Below are 21,236 nucleotides of genomic sequence, written 5' to 3' on the forward strand. Positions count from 1 at the left end.
CCTTATGATTGACCGGGATCAATGAGAATATAAATCAAGTCGGGCATATGTTTTCCATGATGAGCCTACACAACGAAAACGGTCCTTGCGACGGCAAAATCCCTAAAGACTGGAACTTGCCGGAACTATCAGACCTGATCAAAATTACATCAAATTGTGTTCAGATTGATCTTCGCCATCAATCTGCACCAACGCCTTTGGTCGCCACATTGAAAATTCTAGACCGCTTAAGCCCCGGTCAATATTTCGAAGGATATTACCCTAAAATGCCGATGCATCTTTTCTCTCACTTACAAGAAGAAGCATGGGTTTGGGACGTTGTGGAACAGAACGATCAAGGCATTCGTTTAAGAATATATCGTGAAGGCCAAAAACCATGATGGGCGCTGGCGTACCTTTCGGTGCGGAACAACGTCTGCTGCCGGAATGGATCCCCCTTTCCTTTTTCTTTGTCTCGCTGGCCTGCTTGCCGCTTGGCTGGATACTTCTGTTCTTTCAGGCCGAAAATATCGCTAGTTTCCAAGGTGGGTTTGGCCCCGTTTTGGCAGCCCTGCATACCTTCACCATCGGTGTTGTTCTGACCACGGCCTTCGGTGCATCCATGCAAATGCTCCCTGTGGCCAGTGGTGCGGCCATGAACAAGCCGGTCGGCGTGATCTTGCTTCTTGTTCTTTTGCTCAGCGGGATCGGCATTACATTGGGGGGATTTGCCCATTACCGCCCTCTTATCGCCTCCTGGGGTGCAGCGCTCCTGTGTCTCAGCGCCCTTCTTTATGCGCTCATGCTCACCCGTCTCCTGATAAGATCGTCCAGCCTTAAGCTTGTTCGCAACCATGTTTTGGTCGGTGCATTGTGTCTGTTACTGGCCGCCGCGCTTGGGGCGGCCATGATTTTGAACTGGGCTGGCCTGATTTCATTTAATATGCCAAATCCGCGTTTGGTTCATGCTGGGCTCGCCCTCTATGGCTTTATGGGGCTCATTGTTTTCGGTTTCAGCCGGATCATGGTCCCCATGCTCAGCGTCAGTGATAAAACCAATGATCAACTTGCGATATTGGGGCTGTTGGTCGCCTTAACGTCTTTACTCTTGTGGGTTGGCGGCTTCTTTAAAATTGCACCGATCGTCGCGCTTATATCAGCGCTGATCCATATCTATGAAATGTTTACGATCTTAAAAGGGCGCATTCGCACCCGTTTAGGACCGGAATGGACCATCATTCGCTTCAGTTGGATCATGTTGCCACTCAGCCTTCTTTTGGTGATCGGGGCACAATGGACAGACAATAAGGCCAACATAACGGAACTCAGCATTCTCGTCGCCGTACTTGGATGGTTGGTATCCTTTATTATCGGCATTTTACAACGCATTGTTCCCTTCCTGCTGTCGATGCAAATCGCCCGTCAGACAGGCATGCCGGAATTGCCGAGTAAGCTGGCCGCGGAAAACCTAACTCGCATCATCGGTCCTTTGCATATCGCTGCAGTGGGGGTCACCGGGTTGGCCGTCATAATGGATAACGCTTTTTTATTACAATTTGGTAGCTTAATCGGCCTTGCTTCAGGGCTATCCTTTTTAACCTTTTTAATTATTGCCATAAAACGCAAACGTCTGAGTTTGGAGAAAATGAAAAAATGAGACTCTCGCAAATCTTACATGAAGAACACCAACGTACCCTGACCGTACTGGATGAGCTAGACGGCTGGCGTGGTAAAAACAAACCGAACGATATTGAACAGATCAAAGGTCTGCTTACCGATTTAATTGATGTGGCGCAAAGCGATATTACGGAACATTATGCGTTTGAAGAAGAACACCTTTTCCCGATATTACGCATGAACGGGGCTGATTTCATGGCCAATATGTTGGCTGGGGAACATCAAATGATCCGCCCGATTGCTCAAGAATTATCGGCAATGGCACAAAAAGCCATTGAAAATGGTTTTGATGATCAAAGCTGGCAAAGTTTTCAGGAACTCAGTTTCGACTTTATCGGTCACGAAACATTCCATATTCAAAAGGAAGAAATGGGCTTGATCAACGCAATCAATTCCTTATTCACACCTGAACAAGAAGCCCCGCTTATTGAGCTTTATAAAAAGGGTTCTTAATCTTTTGACAAAAAAACACCCTGCAAAATTTTCTTGCAGGGTGTTTTTTATTATTCATCAAATGTCCGCAATCAGCCGTCTGCGGTAATTTGTGCAACCAATTCCGACAAGACCTGATCAACCTGATCGTTTTCAACGCGGCACGTGCCCACTTGTTTATGTCCACCGCCGCCATATTTAAGCATCAGGCTGCCCACATTGGTTTGTGAACTCCGATCCAAAATAGACTTCCCGCAGGCCAGCAAACATTTGCCGGGTTCAATTTCCGGAATGACTTGAATGGAGATATTGCATTGGGGATACAGAGCATAAATTGTAAAACGGTTGCCCGCATAGCTTTCCGTTTCCTTGCGTAGATCAAAGACCACAAGGTTATTGTGAACCTCGGTACTTCTCTTGATCTGATTTTCAAATTTTTCTTCATGCAGGGAATACAGATGCAAACGTTCTTCAACGTCAGGAATTTTTAAAATTTCTTCAACCGGATGATGACGGCAATAAACCATCATATCTTTCATAAACTGCTCGTGCGAAACGGCAAATTTTCCTACACGGTCAAGACCGGTACGGGGATCCAGAATAAAGTTCAGCAGGACCCAAGGGCCCGGTGCCAGAATATCTTCTTCGTTATATTGTGCTGCATCCGCCTTATCAACAGCCGCCAGCATATCTGTACTGATTTTCGGAAAAGCCTGTGCGCCACCAAAATGGTTATAGACCACGCGCGCTGCAGATGGTGCGTTCGCATCAATGACCAAATTGTCATGTCCACCGACACGTTCCACTTCACTAAAATGGTGATCAAGGCTTAAGTGCGCTTTTTCCACATAAGGAAGATTGGTCAGAATGTCGTTTTCACTAACTGTAAATTGCCCATCCTGAATCTCTTTCGGTTCGGCAAATACAATGTCATCGACCATTCCAAGTTCGAGAAGCAACGTACCTGAAACTACACCGTCAAAGTCAGCTCGCGTGACGAGGCGATACTTTTGATCAGTCATGTTTTCAGCTCCTAATCATATTCATTCTTATGCGAAATTCTCGCCATGCTGCCAATAGTTTAAGTTCTAAAATTGTATTTGTACACAATATTAGAATAATTTGGCTCTAAAACCTATAACGCCAAATTTGCCAGAGAGCGCGCAAGAGCGCAATGCATAACACTAAAAAAAAGCCTGATAAATTAGCAACTCAACAATTGCGCCTACATTTGGCTTAACTTTTAAAACCTGCCTCTGCCATCATCCGGTAAAAATCCCGGATCATAATCTCTTTTTGGACCGGGTCGTTTTCGCCTTCCGTAAACTTTTCAATAAAACTCTTTCCCTTCAGGTGGTCCACCACGCGTTTGCGCGCTAGCGCCATCGCATGCCCATGTTCCCATAATACGCCAGAGCCACAAAACTGCACCATGCGGATCGCACGATCTCGTAAAGCCGCTTGCGGATTATCCAGCTTATCAATGAGTTTGGTATCCATCAGATATTTTTCCACCAGACGGTCCAAAGTCGACAAAATCATCTTTTGTTCGCTTTCGTCCAATGTCGATTCTTCCACCAACACATGAAGGTCTTTCAAACAAACCAGCTTTTCTTTTGCAGAAAGGTCATCTGCACAAAAATCGCCAACCGTACGCGCCATATTGCATAATTGAGACATGCTTTGTTTTACGACATCCGGGTGGGCATTCCCAAGCGGCGCATCCCGTAATGCAATTAAATAAGGCAAGCAGCTTGCCCCATCCGGGAGCATTTCGATCAACCATTTAATCGACATACGCTCACCGCTCTCACCACCTTGTTTTAGGCTCCGACCATAGCGTCGGGACAAAGCTTCCGCCATTTCAGCCCCGCCCGTCATGCCACAAGGCAGTGTCAGGCGTGAGAAAAGACGTAAAAATTCTTTTTCTTCCATCGCCGGATCATTACGCGACAGCGGTTGCTTGCCTGCCAATTGGCGGATAATAAAATCAAACAGAATGTCGCGTGTTTGCATCAATCTGTCTTGACTGAACAAACGGCAGAAGGCTTCCACAGCTTCCGCACACGCCCCTGTCCCCTTGACAGCTTTGCCATCCACCCAATCCAGCAAAGTTGACAAGGCGCACGCGAGATTTCGCTGTGGGCCAAGCATATCCTGTATCAAAGTTGCCGAAGACATGATTTCTGCAATCAGGCCATCCAGTTCGTATTCCAGTTCTTCGCCCTGATCGCTTTCCAGCCACTCCAACACTTGCTGGAGCTTTGCCTCAACACTGCGATATTGCACCAAAACCTTACACATCACCGCAGGCAACGCCATTGGCTTTCCAATAGCATTCGCTGTCTCTACGACTTTATTTAAATCTTTACTTTCAAAAGATTTATAAGCCTTGGTTTTGCAGATTTTCTCCACATCATCCATGATGGCCTGAATTTCGACAAAGATATCATCGCGGCGTTTGCGAGAATCCAGTCCGCTGTCGCGCGCCTGCAACGTAGACACCCGATCAATTGCCGGCGATACCAGATCACCCGCCATAAATCGTTTTGCTTTGTCATGGTTATATAAAAGCTCAGACGCAATCGTGCCTTCACGGTCAAACAAATTGCGCAACAATCGGCTCATGGTGATACGTGCATTCAGCCCAAGATAATCATCACGATGTGCACAAGGGGCGGCTTCGTCAATATTTGCCAAGCGTACAGGGATGTTTCGTCGGGTTAGTCGCTGTTCCTTAACGACCTTTTCGACTTCCATCTTATCGGCGCGGGTCCATACGCGCACCAGTTGAACCCCGTCATATTCGCTATTATCGTCTTCAGCATAATCTGTATAGAGCCTTTCCGCCATTTTCTGATCTTGAAAGACTTTTTCAACAAACCAGCGATCCTGATCGCTTAGACGTATCTCGTATTTTGTATGTCCTGCCATTTTCTTATTCGAATTTCTTTCTCGTTATCTCCGCATTTTCTAGGCGGAGCTTCCCTCCCTTTATCCTATGCATATAAATCAAAAGTTTCCATCGGAAAATGCAACTGACACTGTAAATAACTACCCCTCTACACCACGCCACACACGAAAATGTGATCGTACTTGATTAGCTATTCTTCATTTTTTTTACAAAATAGACCCACGAAGACTTGTACAATTTCTGCTTGATCTTAGAGAGAGAGCCCCTCATGGTTTCCCTACCCAAAAAATCTTTAAAAACGCGCCTCAGCTTTGCTTTCGCGACCTTGTCCGTCTTGATGTTAATCAGCCTGTCGGTAACGATCTTCAAAAGCAATCAGGTTGATCGTGCCGTTGAAAACATCGTTGCGAAAAGTGCGCCTATTGCCTTTAGCGGTGCACAATTGGCATCCAATATTAATGCAAGTATGGCCACACTACGCGGATGGGTTTTAACCCATGATGAAGCTTTCAAAACGCAACGTGCACAATTGTGGGCTACGATTCTCTCTGAAATCAAACAAATGGATGCGTTTCTCAAAGATCAGGGGAAATGGCAAAAATTGAAGGCCGATCTTATCCGATTCAAAGAGATACAAGACAAGGTCGAGACCGTCGCCCATAGCAACGAAGATTTGCCGGCAACACAATTACTCAACGATAAAGTAACCCCTCTGACAGATGCCATGCTGTCTTCTATTTCACAAGTTTACATTGAAGAGGTCAACCTACCTGCCACAGAAGAAAGAAAACGCATGCTGGCCCATATGGGTGATATCAGAGGCGGCCTTGCTGTCGTCAGCGGCGCGATCCGTGCCTATCTTCTGACTGGTGAAAAACATTATTCCGATCAATATCAGGCGGTCTGGAGTTGGGCCTTAAGCAAAAAGGATGAACTCAACACCAACGCCGACATTCTAAGTGAAAGCCAGCGGAGTAATCTTGAAGCGTTCAATAAAGCCGCGGACACCGTGACCCCTTTGTTTGCCGAATTAATCAAAATCCGTTCCGGTGAAGACTGGAACCGTTCTCGTAAATTATTGGTCAACGATGTTATTCCACTGGCCAGCAGTATTTTATCTCAATTGACCGATTCAAAAACAGGCCTTGTTCCCCTGACCCGTCAAACAATGGAACAGGCGGGCATAAATGCGCAGGATGCAACAAGGGCGTTGACGGGCACCGCCTATCTTTTAGCAATTCTTGCCATTGTCGTTGCCATTGCCATGATTATCCTGTCCGTTCGAACCATCGTCACACCTGTGACAGACATGACCAAAGCCATGAGCCGACTGGCAGAAGGGGACAACGATACCCTTATCCCCGGCCAAGACCGCCTAGATGAAATCGGTTTGATGGCACAAGCACTGAGTATCTTTAAAGAAAACAGTGAAGAACGTCTGCGTCTGGAAGCCGCCGGGAATTTAGAACAAAAACGCCGCGAAGAACGGGCATTGCGTATCGACAAGCTCAGTCAAGATTTTGACGCAACAATTCGCAACGTCCTTGCCGATACCGCACGATCTGCCGATACGATGAAAGGGTCCGCGCAATCCATGCAGGATGTCGCCTTGCAAACTTTAGAACAAACCCGTTCAGCCGCAGATGCATCCCAACAAACTCAAAGCAATGTCGAACATGTCGCAAACGCGACCGGTGCTTTATCCCAGTCCTTTTACCAAATCAGCGAGAACGCAAAATCTTCTGTCAGTGCCATTCAGTCCGCAATTGAAAAAGGCGAAAATGCTTCTCAAACCGTCAACTGGATGTCTGAAGCCTCAGCGCGCATTGGCGAGGTCGTCAGTATAATTGAAGATATTGCTGCGCAAACCAATCTTTTGGCCCTGAACGCCACGATCGAAGCAGCCCGTGCAGGCGAGGCTGGTAAAGGGTTTGCCGTTGTTGCCGGGGAAGTCAAAAATCTTGCCAATCAAACAGCGCGTGCCACACAGGAAATTACCGAACATATTACCCGCATGCGCGAAACCACCCAACAATCGGTCACCGCTATTCAGGATGTTTGCGAAACGATTTCAAGTGTGGGGCATCAGGCTGGTGATGTGCGCGATACCGTCACCCAGCAATCACAAGCTACGCAAGATATCTCCGCCAATGTCGATGATGTTGCGCAAAACAGCGCGGTCATTTCCGATAGTATTTTACAGGTTGAAAATGCCGCAACCCGCACCAATAGTGTGGCAGGCAAAGTCTTGCAATCGGTGGAAGATGTGTCCTCCCAAGCCAATCGATTAAAAACAGAGGTCGAAAACTTCCTATCGGCCTTAAAAGCGGCCTAATTATCTTTTGCGCAAAACCAGCGTTTGCCAACCGTTGACCTTAATACGTTCAACCAGACGCAGACCATGACAGCGGTGCGCCGCAAACACCCAGTTTGCATCACGATCCAAGAAACCCGCCAAGACCGCAAAGCCACCGGGTTTCAGATTTTTCGCAAGATCTTTTGCCATTGCTGACAAAGGACGCGCCAGAATATTGGCCATAATCAGATCATAAGGCCCATTCCGTGTCACCGATGGGGAGTTATATCCATTGGCACATACGGCAAGCACAGAACCGCCCACCCCATTTACTTCCGCATTATAACGCGCGACATCAACCGATTGCGCATCAATATCGCTGGCGACAACCGATGCCCCCCACGTTTTTGCAATCGCCATTGCCAAAATGGCCGAACCACAGCCCATATCCAGCGGGCGTTTGAAATTATAACGCCGGGACAATCGGTCCAAGGCCTGTAAGCACCCGTTTGTGGAGGCATGTTCCCCTGTGCCAAAAGCTGTCGCAGCCTCGACTTTCAAAGCGATTTTTCCTGCAGGTAATTTGCCATCAAAATGCGAGCCGTAAATAAAGTAGCGCCCAATTTGAAGGGGTGGATAGTTTCGCGCATATTCCGCCAGCCAATCTTTATTTTCAACAGCCGTAATCGTCACGGTTGGTGCAGACACCCCGGATCGTTCCGCCACAGCGGCAATAGCTGCTTTCAAGGCTGTTTCATCCGGTTCTTCTTCTGCATAGGCTTCAATACGCTGGGCCAGTTCATCATCATCCAGATACTGGGTGACGGCACCGCAAAAAGCTTCCAGTGCGAATTCGTAAGCATCGGCCAACTCGGGGCTAACTTCCAGATCAACACGCCACAATGTATTCGTCATATGCATTTCCACTTAATCAAGGCTGAATATCTCCGCCTCTCATAGCATATAACGACACAAATGCCATCTTTGTTTCGATAAAGGCCAGCCTAAAACTGATAAGATACCGTTATTGCACCGTACCGATCCGGTGACTGTTGTTTTTTAAATTCTTTGGTGCGGATGATCTGCGTAAAAGCAACCCGCAAGTCGTGATAGCGCATGGCGAGGCCTGCCTGAACATCAAAAACAAACGGCTTTTTATCCACACCGTAAGAATCGGCCAATGTATTGCCGTCTAAAAAGATATTGCGGGCAACCGCACGTGCCCCGCCACCGGCAAACAAATACCAGACAAACCCGTCCGTTGAGGTATAATAATCACTTCCCGGTAAACTGGGACGAATACGCGGCGGACCACCCCGGTCTTTTTCCAAATCCTGCCCAAATCGAAACACGGTTCCGGCTTCTGCATGGGTAAAGATATTCCCAAGAGAAACACCCGCATAAGGGCTGGTATCCAGATCCATATCAAAAAGCCCGGTTTCCACATTTATAAAACGACGCCATTTGCGTTCATAGGTGACCACAAGACCGGGTTCATTTTTTAATTGATGATCCCACCCCATCGGCTGCGGACTTCCGACAACACGGTGGACAAATTTTTGTGTGGGTTCCGCCAAGGATGCCGGACCGACCATCCCCAGGGTAAGTTCAAACGTATCGACCCGTTCTTCCATATCGGAAACAAGACCGAAGCTGCCATAAAGCCAACCACCATAGGGCCGATCCATATCGGCAGGGTCTGTCAGGGTAATATCAGCCGGCGAATACATATTCTGCCCAAGGGCATAACTGGCACGCAACGTTCCTTCATCAGAAAAGAAAGGAAAATACCCCGCAGCATCGCGCAACCAATCGGCAACGTCACCTTCCGGTGCCGCCAATGAAAAACGTGTCCCGTGGGTGTAATGCCGATCGGTATCCGAACCAAACATATCGTTTTCCAACGTCATGTTAAACGTCCAGCCGTCCCAGTCATCCAACATATCCGCATGGGCATGATCAGGAGAAAATGCCCCAAAAACCAGTGCACTCAACACACATAGCCCATAACGGCGCATTAGATTTTCTCCACAAAACTATCAATCACTTTTTTCCGCCCGCCACTGGCAAAAGCAATATCTAATTTATTCCCATCTACATTCAGCACAACCCCTGACCCGAATTTTCCGTGTCGCACATGGTCACCTTTGCGAAATCCACCATCGGGTGCCTCTGAGACGGTGACATCAAAGGCATCAATTGTTACCAGTTTTTCCGGGCGATTTTCTGATTTCCCACGATAGGTAAAACGTTGAGGACTACCGCCAAATTTAGAATATCCATAATTTCCGCCGCCATAATCGCCGCTGGGGGTTCCGGTTTCCCCGCCTGTCTCAATATGGGGTTCGGGTAATTCCGACACAAAACGGGACGGAAGCATATCGTTATATTGCCCAAACACCCGACGACGCAGCGCATAAGAAATAATGGAACGTTTGCGCGCACGTGTAATCCCGACATAACCCAAACGGCGTTCTTCTTCCAGTGCGCTATTGCCAGACTCATCGAGTGCCCGTTGATTGGGGAAGGTGCCTTCTTCCCAACCGGGCAGGAACACATTATCAAATTCCAACCCCTTGGCGGCATGCAAGGTCATAATGGTCACCTTGGCATCATCGGCCCTGTCCTGAACCTCCATCACCAAGGAAACATGTTCCAGAAACTCATTCAGGCTTTCAAATTCCTTCAGGCCCGACACCAGTTCTTTCAAGTTATCGACCCGGCCTTGTGCCTTCATATCTTTTTGTTTTTTGGTTTCAGCAATACGCCAGTCCATATAACCGGACTCGTCCAGAATTTGCCCAACCAGATCGTCCACATCCAGTCCGTCTTTCAAGGATCGCCACAATTCAAACTGGGCCAGCAAATCACGCAACGAAGTCCGCGCCTTTGGCGATAATTCATCGGTATCCACCAATGTCATCGCCGCGCTATAAAGTGATATCTGGCTTTTGCGGGCATATTCCAACAGCGTTTGCAGCCCTTTGGTTTTCGGCCCAAATCCACGCGAGGGTTTATTGATAATGCGTTCCAAGGCCAAACTGTCATTGGGTTGGTTGACCACCCGCAAATAAGCAATGGCATCGCGGATTTCTTCACGCTCATAAAAACGCAAACCGCCGACAACCTTATAAGGCAGGCCCAATGTAATCATGCGTTCTTCAAATTCGCGGGTCTGAAAACCGGCACGCACCAAAATCGCCATTTCATTCAGGCTTTCACCCTTGGCTTGCAAGGCTTCTATTTCATCGCCAACAAAACGGGCTTCGCTTTCGCCATCCCACAGGCTTTCCACCCGCACCTTGATTGCTTCATCCTTGCTTTGAGGTTGCAAGGTCTTGCCCAAACGGTCCTCGTTATAGGAAATCAGCCCGGACGCCGCCCCCAGAATATGTTCGGTCGAACGATAATTGCGTTCCAGTCGAATAACCTTGGCGCCGGGAAAATCTTTCTCAAATTTCAGGATATTGGCAACCTCTGCCCCCCGCCAGGAATAGATCGACTGATCATCATCACCGACACAGCAGATATTGCGATGCTGCTTGGCCAACAACCGTAACCAAAGATATTGCGACACGTTGGTATCCTGATATTCATCCACCAAAACGTAACGGAAACGGCGTTGATATTGTTCTAGAATTTGCGGCTGTTCGGCAAAAATTGTCAAAACATGCAACAGTAAATCACCAAAATCACACGCATTATTTAGACCCAAGCGTTCCTGATATATTTTATAAATGCGAACGGCTGCCCCATCGGCGTAGGCTGCCCCCTCCCCCGGGGAGACTTTTTCAGGGCTCAGACCACGATCTTTCCAACGTTGAATAACCCCCATCAAATTACGCGCCGGGTTTTTCTTTTCGTCAATGAACTCCGCTTCCATAATCTGCTTAAGCAAGCGGATTTGATCATCCGTATCAATGATCGTGAAATTGGATGTCAGCCCGACAACTTCGGCATGGGCGCGCACCATGCGTGCAGCCAAGGCGTGAAACGTGCCCAACCACCAACCTTCGACCGGGCGCCCCAACAAGGCCGCGACCCGTTCTTTCATCTCCGCCGCCGCCTTGTTGGTAAAGGTCACCGCCATAATTTCACCGGCATAGGCCAAACCTTGATCCATGATATAGGCCAGACGGGTGGTCAACACGCGCGTTTTCCCCGTGCCTGCGCCGGCCAATACAAGCACTGGCCCGTCGGTTTCTTCGACCGCCATGCGTTGTTCGGGATTTAAGGTTTCGACATAGGACGGCGGGCCCTGCACCGGTGCCGGTTGCGCGGGTTCCAGATAGTCATCGCTGAAATCAAATGGATCGTTCATAGATGCGGTTATAGCATCGACACAAAAAGAAACAAAGAGGGAACAATAATTTATTTTAGTCCCGCTAGCCGCCCTGCTCCTGCTTGCGTTTTTTCAACAAGGCTGCGTTATAGGCCGCCATGAGTTCGCGTTCATCAATGCAGCCCATATAGGCCCGTCCCAATTCAGGGGAAACCACTGCGATTTGAGATACATTAATTTCTTCCAAGACCGCTTTGGCAACCTCCAGCGTATCACCGGTTTGTAAAACAGGGGGACGTGTGTCTGCAATATCAGCCGCCACAATCAGATCATTCAGGTTCGCGTCAAAAACATCTTCGGGCATATGCTCCCACGTAATCGCACCATAGAGACTTCTATCATGTGCAATCACATACAAGACCCCGCCCGGTGCCCGTAAAAATCGTTTGCGAACTTCCTTCAAGCTGGCGTCCATAGCGACATACTCACCTTCGCGGCGTAAAATGTCGGAAACCTTTAAATCTTTCAAAATTTGCGTACTGAAGGTATTGCCCAAATCAATACCGCGTTCCTTAAGCTGTTCCAAAAAGAAGGATTGACGATGCAATTGATCATTGACCAAAGTTGCCAAAACACAGGCACACATCACCGCAATCGTAAGAGAATAATTTCCGGTCAATTCAAACACGATCAATGTTGTGGAAATCGGTGCACCCAACACCGCAGCCGCCATAGAGGCCATACCAATCAAGGAATAGGCACTCACGCCCGACCATAAATCGGGATATAGCTCCCCAACAATGATGCCGTAGGTTCCGCCCAGCATCGCCCCGATCACCAACGAAGGACTAAACACACCACCGGCAAAGCCAAAGCCCAAAGACAAAACCGTCGCCACAAATTTAAAAATGAAAAGGCCTAGCAATAACGCAAAGCCATAAGACCCTTTTAAGGCATTGTCAGTAGCCTCATATCCCACACCGAGAACCTCAGGGTACCAGAGGGCAATCACCCCAACGCAGAACCCACCGATTGCCGGGTGTGCCCACACAGGCAGCGGAATTTTTTGTACTTTTTTTTGAGTTTTCAGGATCAACCAGACAAATAATACCCCGACAAACCCGCTGACAATCCCCAAGCCCGCAAACGCCGGAAATTCAAGATAAGATCCAAAATGATGAGCTTGAATTTGGAAAGCCGTCACATTGCCCACAACCTGATGGGCAATCACCGTCCCGGAAATACTGGCAATCACCACTGGCGCAAATGCTTTTAGGGCGTAATGGCTTAAAATAACTTCTTGTGCAAACAACGCCCCCGCAATCGGAGCATTAAAAGAGGCAGAGACAGCCGCCGCCACACCACAGCCCAATAAAATACGGGCGTTGGAACGTGACAGTTGCAACTTCCCCCCGACCCAGGCGGCAAACGATCCACCCAAATGCACCACCGGTCCCTCACGCCCGACCGAGGCCCCCGATGAGATGGATAAGCCACTACTCAGTGCGGCCCACAATCCTTCTTTCAACGACATTTGCGCCCCGCCGACTTCACAGGCGGCAATCACATCTGCCGGACCTTTGGTTCGGCTATTCCCAAGAAATCGATAAACAATAAAACCGACCAGCAGCCCGCCAAGTGTCGGGGTCAGGATCACCTTCCAAGGCGGCATCTGGGCAATATGATCTGCAATCCACGCCCCGCTGATACCGAGAAAGATGGATTGGAAGAAATCAATTTTTTCAACAAATAAAATTGCAAGGCCGCCAACACAGGCCCCGACAACAACAGCCAAAAGCGTCATCACAAGTTGGTCATTATTGACCACCTTGCGTGTAAGCAAAATAAACGGACTGGGCCTGTTGCGTCCTTGTGCCACCGACGATAAACCTTTTCCAACGTTACGCTGTTTTCAACTCTATCATGCACATGAAGAGTTAATGAGTGGTAACCTTGGATAAAACCGAGGATTCTGATAAATGTCTCAAAACCGCATCCAAGGAAAAATCATAAGATTGACCCTGAAGGCTATGCGTCTTGGTGAACGCCTTAAAATCAATATCTGCCCACTTTTCTTTTGATCCCAAATAGCGATCAAAACGTCCGATATTGTCTTTATTCATAATAAAATAATCAGAATGGCTTGATACAGGAAAATCATGCCCATGATGATAATCATAAAGCATAACCAAAGACCATGCGCCATCCATGACATGCCAACCGACGCTGGCCTGAAAATCACCTTTGCCGACAGCCTCAAGCGCAAAGTCAGACCAATCAATTCCGCCAATCAAAATATCTTTTTCAGGCTTCAGTCCGACTTCCTTGACTGCACGCAAAGCGCCACAAGCGATAAGGTCGCTTGCCGACCAAATCACAGATGTTTCGGGATAACGTTCCAGCAGGCCACGCGTTGCGTCATAGGCTTTTTTCTCATCCCAACGCGTATGGACAATTTGCCTCAATTTAACATTGTCATATTCTGCAAGTGCATCTTGCAAACCCAAAAGACGGAGCTCCGACGAATTTGCCCTGTATGCTCCATTCAAAGCGACCATATCGATTGTTGCATGCGACGCTTTACGCTTGGCATGTTCAATTAAATCTTTGGCAAGCAAATACCCTGCTTTTCGATCATTTGGCAAAAGTTGCCCAAGCCAATTCTTGATTGGGTGACGTGGTGTTCCGATGTCCTTTAATCGTCTCGAACTAAATCCCTCATTAAACAAAAAGGTCTTCACACCCAGCATATCGGCTCGTTTTATAACGCCATCCAACACATCATGGTCATTGATCAACAGCAAATAATCGGGGGGATTACCGCGTTCCAACACTTCATTGCCACGGCGGCGGACTTCGATATGACTCGCGCTCGCATCTATCACTTCCAGATCAATATTCAAATCCGATGCAGCATCCTGCATCATATATGTTAATGAACTGAAAAACGGATCATCCGTCGCCCCTGGATTTATAAAAGCAACACGGAATACCCCTTGTGCAACGGCCTGTGTCCCGCAGATTATGGGTAAAACGACTATGCTTATTAAAATTATTCGATGATAGAGTGACATGCTCAGCTACTTTTTTTCTGTTATGGTCTGTACGTGCATGGTTTTAGTATCAATAAATACAATACATTCCAATATAGAACCTCTCTAAAACAGAAAACTCATGCCGCAGATTGATCCGACAGGAGGCCACTAAACCCGGCTACATGGATCATATGTGCGACTTGGCCTTCTGCATTTTTAATTTCCAAAAGAAGATTGTTCTCTTCCAAAAGCTCGTGGACTTGCATGATCAGGCCCAATCCCGTTGAATCAATTAAATGACAGGATTGCAGATCCATAATCACACGATCAAATCCGCCACGTTCAATTTCAATCGCTAAAGGAGATAAATCCGGGTTTTCAAAAAAAGTAAAATTCCCCTGAATACAAAGGGCAACATTTGCCCCCTGTCGCAAACAACTTAAAATCATCGCACGACCCACCCAATTGTAATTTTATTGCGTAAGGGTACTCCGGTTTTAGGGGGCTATAAAGCTTTTATGACCACCTAGTCAAATAAGATTAATAAATAAATTCAATATTTAATTCGCCAGTTTAACTAAATCAACCTGCGTCAACACCTGATTGTAACCGTTCTTCATAGCCTCTTGCAGTGTACGGTCAGCCCTCACCAAAAGTTGACTTACAGGTTCGCCATATTCAAACAATGCGACCCCGACCGACATGGTGATTTTTCCGAGTCGCTCCCCTGTCGAACGGTTCACAACGTTTTTGGAGCTGACACGTTTACAAATATGTTCCGCAAGACGTTGGGCGTTTTCCAGATTGGTTCGCGGCAAAATAACGCTAAACTCATCCCCACCGTAACGCGCGGCGGTATCCTGACCCTTGATACACTCACTGATCGTCACAGCCACCAGTTTTAAGACCTGATCGCCAACTTGGTGTCCATAATGTTCATTAAAACGATCAAAATGATCCACATCCAGCATTAACAAAGCCAGTTCTTCGCCATTCGCCATCGCGTTCATGGATGATTTACGCAGTTCCAGATCAAATAATTTTCGGTTTGCAATCCCGGTCAAACCATCAGTCAGGGCTTCGCGGCGCATACGTTCAAGATCGTCTTTGAGTTCGCTGATTTCGCGAAGAGAATTTTTCAACTCATCTTCAACAGCGGAACGTCCTTCAAGAATTTGGGCGACGTGCGTATTCATCCTGTTGGTCAGCGCCAAGATTTCAGACTTATCGTCTGTTTTTGAAATCTGATCGCTGAAATCACGCAAAGACACATGCAAACTGGATAAGTCTTCATCCGCACCGTCCAGCGTGGACATCACGCGCGCCAACTCGCTTTCCATACGTGTTGTCGCATCATGCAGGGTCGCGCTTTCTTGATCCAATGTGAAGAATTTTTGAAAAATCTCGGAATTGCGCGTTTCCGTAAACGCCTGCTGGTTCCCCAACAAAATATCAAGCGTACGTTTCAGGTCGGGATAGGTGCCGCTAAAATAATGAAACCAGATCGTAAAATTGTGTGGATTCGCGGGCACACCAATTTCGTTCATCTTGTCTAAAGCCTGTTTTGCAAAGCCCAGCGCCTGGTCTGTATTCTCCGTATATTCCAACGTCTATTCTCCGTCACGGTCGATGAGAACCTTATACTTTAGTATAGTGATCTTTCCTTTATGTCGAAAGAAAAATTCCCCCGGCCACTTATCATTTCTTCAGCAGCTTTGTGATGGCCCGTCCGCACTTATCAGGAAACCCATTTGCAAGCGACCCATCGACACCTGTTTGTAGAAGGGGTTTGAAACGCTCCGCAATCTCGGTTGTTTTGCGTGTCCCCATATCCACATGCAGCACCATTATTTCGTTGGTGGCACATTTTTCACCGGTCTCCCCCAGAAACATTTCGTGAAAAATTTGCAGGCGCTTCGTGTCATACCCCAACAGCTTTGATTTGACCACTAACAAATCATCTTTTTTCACTTCATTTTCATAAGTGACATGAGACTCCACAACAAAAAATGACTTATTTTCTCTTTGACGATAAGCTTCCCCCAGCTCGAACGTTTCAAGAAGCGCATCCGTTGAATGATCAAAAACCAGTACATAATAGGCAACATTCATATGTCCGTTATAATCAATCCATTCCGCCTTTACGCGTGTTTGTCGTTGTAAAATCTCATTCATTTTCATCTCCCCTCTAAACAGTCGCACAAAGTCGTGCTAGGCTGTCCTCTTTATTGCGTTGGCTATCGCAGTTTATATCAAGGGAGCAAGGGGTCGTAAAATGGATAAGAAACTCATCACAACACTATGCTTGATCGGGGTTGCCATTTTATCCTTGGCGGGATGTAAAGAAGAGACAAAAAAGAAAACACCACCACCTCCCGAAGTCGTTTTTGACATAGAAAAAGCGCAAAAGACAGCACAGGAGCGAATCCTGAGTGCCAATGTGGAAGCCTCCCCGCTTCCCATTCAAAGCGATTATCTGCGCATTGTCGCACAAACAGAAACGTCCCCTGCGCAACCTGATGTCTTTTTAAAACCCATTACATCTGACAAAACACAAACCGTCGTTATCCTAGCCAAATTACACAATGGTCCCAACCTGACCATGCCCGATGTGCCGCTGTACATTTTCGAAAAGAATCAAACGACATGGCAACAAACCTTTATCGCAAAAGGCCCCATTACCCCTTATTTTGTGGAACAACGTGCCCCGCTTAATGCCACGCTGGAAATCGTTCTCCTCAAAGATAAGCTGGAAAACCTAGGACAGGATGCTCAAAAACAACTCGATAGCTATCTTTCACAACACACCGTTTATTCCAAAGAACAGGCCCATGTTCTGTCCGCACTGCCGGATGCATTTGCTCAACGCATTGCCCTCGTTGAAGAAACATCCCTGAAAGGTCTGAGCAAAACAGACATTTCCTATCTTGAAAATTACGCCAGCGCGTTAAGTTTTATGTCAAAGACAGGAGAGATCGCCTTCACGACAACCTTAGCCGTTGAAGGAAAAGAAAGCCTCCTCAGTCAACATAAAAACCAGCTCCCCTCTTATAACGAGCTTATGACCTACACCATCGCCGGGCAAACGGCCCGTCAGGCATTGGGCGATCTGGAAAACAGTTTTTGGAGTGTCCCCGGTGACGCCTTGCGCCCCAGCTGTGATGCCATTAACGGTGCCTTGCAGGAACGTTTAGGCCTTTCCTTAAAAGACAGCGCAATTGTCTTGTGGGGGATGATGCAATCTCATGCCTTATTCGCAACTGATATAGACTATAATACACAATGCAGCGGCGAAGATATCAACACCTTGCTCACAAACATGGGGCGAACACTGCCGCAAATCCAATCCACACGTCCAAACAGCCAAACCGTCACACATATGAACCGTTCCCTGTCCCATGTGGCCCGTTTGGTCAAAAACACAAAGGACAGTGCACTTGATCAGATTGCCGATATGATGACGGATAAAGTCTTGGTACGTGATGAAGCCCGCCTTCTTTTTTCAACCGAACCCGACCAGCTTGTCAGTAACACGCAAGACGTTGTCGCCCCGGCTTTGGATAAAAACAACGCTGCTGAATATTTGATGATGTTACCCGTCAAGGCCTATGGGTGTTATAGTCAGGGACAAGGACAACGCGGAAACCACCGCGCCACCCTCGCCCAATTGGAAAATGATCCCAACCTCTGGCAAATCGACTTTGCCTTTGATGATCAAAACAAGATCAACGGCATTCAATTGAAGAAACCCAGCCAACTGGATTTCTGCCGCGCCATCGGCAAACGCACCGGGGCCAATCGCTGCCGTTTTTCAGGCAAAGACTTCCCCGGATTGTCTGCCGATCGGTGCGGGTAAAGCCAAGGCAAGGAAATATTGTTCACCTTCCTAATGGTCAAAAAAGAAAAAGCCCCCGCGTAGACGGAGGCTCCTTCTCAACAGATATTTCGTTATTTGATCAATCAGCGATCATATCCCAAAACCGGAGACAGAAGTTTTTCTGCCTCGTTTAAGGAAATTCCTTTGCGGCGGGCGTAATCTTCAGCCTGATCTTTTTCCACACGACCAACGCCAAAATATTTGGCTTCCGGGTGGGCAAAATAGAATCCGCTGACCGCTGCCGTCGGTGTCATCGCATATCCGTGTGTCAACTCAATCCCGGCTTGTTGTGTCGCATCCAACAAATCAAACAGGGTTTCTTTTTCGGAATGTTCCGGGCAAGCAGGATAACCCGGTGCCGGACGAATGCCTTGATAGCTTTCTTTAATCAGGGCGTCATTGTCCAGATTTTCATCGGCTGCATATCCCCAGAATTCTTTGCGCACACGTTCATGCATCCGTTCCGCAAACGCTTCTGCCAGACGGTCTGCCAAGGCTTTCAACAAGATGCTGTTGTAATCGTCATGTGCGGCTTCAAATTCTGCCAGTTTCGTTTCAATGCCATGCCCGGTTGTCACCGCAAATCCACCCATATAATCCTCCCCTGTCGGGGCGATATAATCAGCAAGACAATGATCAAAACGACCTTGTGCTTTCGGAATTTGTTGGCGCACCATATGGAAACGTGCCAATTCGTCTTTGCGCTCTTCATCCTTGAACAGGCAAATACTATCATCGGCTGTTGAGTTTGCCGGCCAGAATCCGATCACCGCGTTTGCCGTCAGCCATTTTTCTTCGACAATTTTTTTCAACATATCCTGCGCATCTTTAAACAGGCTACGCGCAGTTTCCCCAACTGTTTCATCTTGCAGAATTTTCGGGTACGTCCCCGCCAATTCCCATGTACGGAAGAAAGGTGTCCAGTCAATCCGTTCCACAAGATCATCCAGCGGATAATCATCAAACGTCTTGGTCCCCAGGAAAGACGGTTTGACCGCCTGAAAAGCAGACCAGTCAATCGGATGTTTTGCTGCACGGGCTTCTTCCAAACTCATGCGGTTGCCTTTGTTCTGCTTTTTGGCACGCGCAACGCGGGTCTTTTCATAATCTGCATTGATCCCTGCCACAAAGGCCTCGCGTTTGCTGTCAGACAACAGATTTGAACAAACACCCACAGCCCGCGACGCATCCAATACATGCACCGTCGGCTGCTCATAAGCCGGATCGATTTTTACCGCCGTATGAACCTTGGATGTGGTTGCCCCACCGACCAGAAGCGGAATATTCATATTCAATCGCTTCATCTCGCTGGCAACATTGACCATTTCTTCCAGAGACGGTGTAATCAAACCGGACAAACCGATAATGTCCACATTGTTTTCATTGGCGGCCTGCAAGATCGTCTCGGTCGGGACCATAACGCCCAGATCAATCACTTCGAAGTTATTACACTGCAAAACCACACCCACGATATTTTTACCAATATCGTGAACATCACCTTTCACAGTGGCCAACAACACCTTGCCTGCACTTTCAGAACCGGCTTCTTTGCCTTCTTCGATGAAGGGCATCAGGTAAGCCACAGCCTTTTTCATTACACGGGCGGATTTGACAACTTGGGGCAGGAACATTTTACCAGCGCCAAACAAATCACCGACCACGTTCATGCCGTCCATCAATGGTCCTTCAATGACCTCAATCGGTTTATCAAACATTTGCCGGGCTTCTTCGGTATCTTCCACGATAAACTGATCGATCCCTTTCACCAGTGCGAAAGACAAACGCTCCGCCACCGGTTTTTCGCGCCAAGACAAATCAATCGTTGCCGCCTTTGATCCACCTTTTTCTTTATATTTGTCGGCAATTTCCAGCAAGCGATCGGTAGCATCCTCACGGCGGTTCAAGATCACATCTTCAACGCGTTCGCGCAGTTCAGCCGGAATTTCGTCATAGACTTCCAACTGGGCAGGATTGACGATCCCCATATCCATACCGGCCTGAACCGCATAATATAAAAAGACCGAATGCATCGCCTCACGTACCGGATTATTCCCCCTAAACGAGAACGACACGTTAGACAAGCCGCCAGAAATATGACAATGCGGACATTCTTGGCGAATAACACGTGTGGCTTCGATAAAATCAACCGCGTAATTGTTGTGTTCTTCAATCCCGGTGGCCACAGCAAAAATATTCGGATCGAAGATGATATCTTCCGGTGGGAAGCCAACTTCATTAACCAGAATATCGTAAGAATTTTTGCAAATCTCGATCTTACGTTCCTTGGTGTCGGCCTGACCTTTTTCATCAAAGGCCATCACCACAACGGCTGCGCCATATCGCTTGATCTTGGTTGCTTGGGCGACAAATTGTTCTTTGCCTTCTTTCAGACTGATCGAGTTTACAACCGCCTTGCCCTGCACACATTGCAGCCCCGCTTCGATCACAGACCATTTGGAACTGTCGATCATAACAGGTACACGTGCAATGTCCGGTTCTGCGGCAATCAGGTTTAAAAAACGCACCATTGCCTTTTCAGAATCCAACATGGCATCATCCATGTTGATATCAATGATATTTGCGCCGTTTTCCACCTGTTGCAGGGCAACGCTCAACGCTTCGTCATATTGTTCTTCAATAATCAGTCGCTTGAATTTAGCCGAACCGGCGACGTTTGTACGTTCCCCGATATTGATAAAAGTCGCTTGTTGAGTTGTCATAACTTTAATCTCTGTTTTCTATCT

Annotated in this window: 16 protein-coding genes; 5 read left to right on the forward strand and 11 right to left on the reverse strand. The window is 47.6% G+C overall.

Going from position 1 to position 21,236, the window contains the following annotated elements; all coding sequences use genetic code 11:
• Positions 1-56: 56 nt before the first annotated feature.
• Genes ACN0VA_RS04315 through ACN0VA_RS04325 form a run of 3 tightly spaced genes read left to right on the forward strand, consistent with a single transcriptional unit; the run spans position 57 to position 2,109 of the window.
• Positions 57-380 carry a DUF2249 domain-containing protein gene (locus tag ACN0VA_RS04315; protein ID WP_417819952.1) on the forward strand — a complete coding sequence of 108 codons (324 nt, stop codon included), beginning with the start codon at positions 57-59 and terminating at the stop codon, positions 378-380.
• Positions 377-1,636: a hypothetical protein gene (locus tag ACN0VA_RS04320; protein WP_417819953.1), complete on the forward strand. Its 1,260-nt coding sequence runs from the start codon at positions 377-379 to the stop codon at positions 1,634-1,636. The genes ACN0VA_RS04315 and ACN0VA_RS04320 overlap by 4 nt, the downstream gene beginning before the upstream one ends.
• Positions 1,633-2,109: a hemerythrin domain-containing protein gene (locus tag ACN0VA_RS04325; RefSeq protein WP_417819954.1), complete on the forward strand. Its 477-nt coding sequence runs from the start codon at positions 1,633-1,635 to the stop codon at positions 2,107-2,109. Before ACN0VA_RS04320 ends, ACN0VA_RS04325 begins: the two co-directional genes overlap by 4 nt.
• A 71-nt stretch (positions 2,110-2,180) precedes the next feature.
• Here ACN0VA_RS04325 and ACN0VA_RS04330 read toward each other — a convergent pair whose 3' ends face one another.
• Together ACN0VA_RS04330 and ACN0VA_RS04335 are read right to left on the reverse strand one after the other, a co-directional pair.
• The gene (locus tag ACN0VA_RS04330) at positions 2,181-3,110 is read right to left on the reverse strand and encodes an exopolyphosphatase (RefSeq protein ID WP_417819955.1); all 930 of its coding nucleotides are present in this window, start codon (positions 3,108-3,110) and stop codon (positions 2,181-2,183) included.
• A 214-nt stretch (positions 3,111-3,324) separates the two neighbouring features.
• Positions 3,325-5,022 carry a hypothetical protein gene (locus tag ACN0VA_RS04335; protein ID WP_417819956.1) on the reverse strand — a complete coding sequence of 566 codons (1,698 nt, stop codon included), beginning with the start codon at positions 5,020-5,022 and terminating at the stop codon, positions 3,325-3,327.
• Between the two features lie 248 nt (positions 5,023-5,270).
• On the opposite strand from ACN0VA_RS04335, the gene ACN0VA_RS04340 reads away from it, so the two are divergent.
• Positions 5,271-7,337 (forward strand): HAMP domain-containing methyl-accepting chemotaxis protein, encoded by a 2,067-nt coding sequence (locus tag ACN0VA_RS04340; RefSeq protein ID WP_417819957.1) that lies wholly within the window; start codon positions 5,271-5,273, stop codon positions 7,335-7,337.
• Here ACN0VA_RS04340 and ACN0VA_RS04345 read toward each other — a convergent pair whose 3' ends face one another.
• The 8 genes from ACN0VA_RS04345 to ACN0VA_RS04380 all read right to left on the reverse strand — a co-directional run bounded on the left by ACN0VA_RS04345 (position 7,338) and on the right by ACN0VA_RS04380 (position 16,790).
• Positions 7,338-8,213 (reverse strand): 50S ribosomal protein L11 methyltransferase, encoded by an 876-nt coding sequence (locus ACN0VA_RS04345; protein ID WP_417819958.1) that lies wholly within the window; start codon positions 8,211-8,213, stop codon positions 7,338-7,340.
• A gap of 89 nt (positions 8,214-8,302) precedes the next feature.
• Positions 8,303-9,316: a lipid A deacylase LpxR family protein gene (locus ACN0VA_RS04350; RefSeq protein ID WP_417819959.1), complete on the reverse strand. Its 1,014-nt coding sequence runs from the start codon at positions 9,314-9,316 to the stop codon at positions 8,303-8,305.
• The gene (locus ACN0VA_RS04355; RefSeq protein ID WP_417819960.1) at positions 9,316-11,619 is read right to left on the reverse strand and encodes an ATP-dependent helicase; all 2,304 of its coding nucleotides are present in this window, start codon (positions 11,617-11,619) and stop codon (positions 9,316-9,318) included. Before ACN0VA_RS04355 ends, ACN0VA_RS04350 begins: the two co-directional genes overlap by 1 nt.
• Positions 11,620-11,683: 64 nt before the next feature.
• On the reverse strand, positions 11,684-13,459 hold the full coding sequence (locus ACN0VA_RS04360) for a chloride channel protein (RefSeq protein ID WP_417819961.1): 1,776 nt from the start codon (positions 13,457-13,459) through the stop codon (positions 11,684-11,686).
• A gap of 58 nt (positions 13,460-13,517) precedes the next feature.
• Entirely contained in the window at positions 13,518-14,654 is a 1,137-nt protein-coding gene (locus ACN0VA_RS04365; protein WP_417819962.1) for an ABC transporter substrate-binding protein, read from the reverse strand.
• A 98-nt stretch (positions 14,655-14,752) separates the two neighbouring features.
• Entirely contained in the window at positions 14,753-15,064 is a 312-nt protein-coding gene (locus ACN0VA_RS04370) for an STAS domain-containing protein (RefSeq protein WP_417819963.1), read from the reverse strand.
• A 111-nt stretch (positions 15,065-15,175) separates the two neighbouring features.
• On the reverse strand, positions 15,176-16,222 hold the full coding sequence (locus ACN0VA_RS04375; protein WP_417819964.1) for a GGDEF domain-containing protein: 1,047 nt from the start codon (positions 16,220-16,222) through the stop codon (positions 15,176-15,178).
• A 91-nt stretch (positions 16,223-16,313) separates the two neighbouring features.
• Entirely contained in the window at positions 16,314-16,790 is a 477-nt protein-coding gene (locus tag ACN0VA_RS04380; RefSeq protein WP_417819965.1) for a thioesterase family protein, read from the reverse strand.
• A 100-nt stretch (positions 16,791-16,890) separates the two neighbouring features.
• On the opposite strand from ACN0VA_RS04380, the gene ACN0VA_RS04385 reads away from it, so the two are divergent.
• Positions 16,891-18,471, forward strand: coding sequence for a hypothetical protein (locus ACN0VA_RS04385; protein ID WP_417819966.1), 1,581 nt, complete (start codon positions 16,891-16,893; stop codon positions 18,469-18,471).
• Between the two features lie 104 nt (positions 18,472-18,575).
• Here the strand turns inward: ACN0VA_RS04385 and metH are convergent, their stop codons facing one another.
• Complete coding sequence (metH, locus tag ACN0VA_RS04390) at positions 18,576-21,212, reverse strand: methionine synthase (protein WP_417819967.1); 2,637 nt, start codon at positions 21,210-21,212, stop codon at positions 18,576-18,578.
• Positions 21,213-21,236: the final 24 nt, after the last annotated feature.

The sequence above is a fragment of the Terasakiella sp. genome, assembly GCF_048267425.1.
Lineage (GTDB): Bacteria > Pseudomonadota > Alphaproteobacteria > Rhodospirillales > Terasakiellaceae > Terasakiella.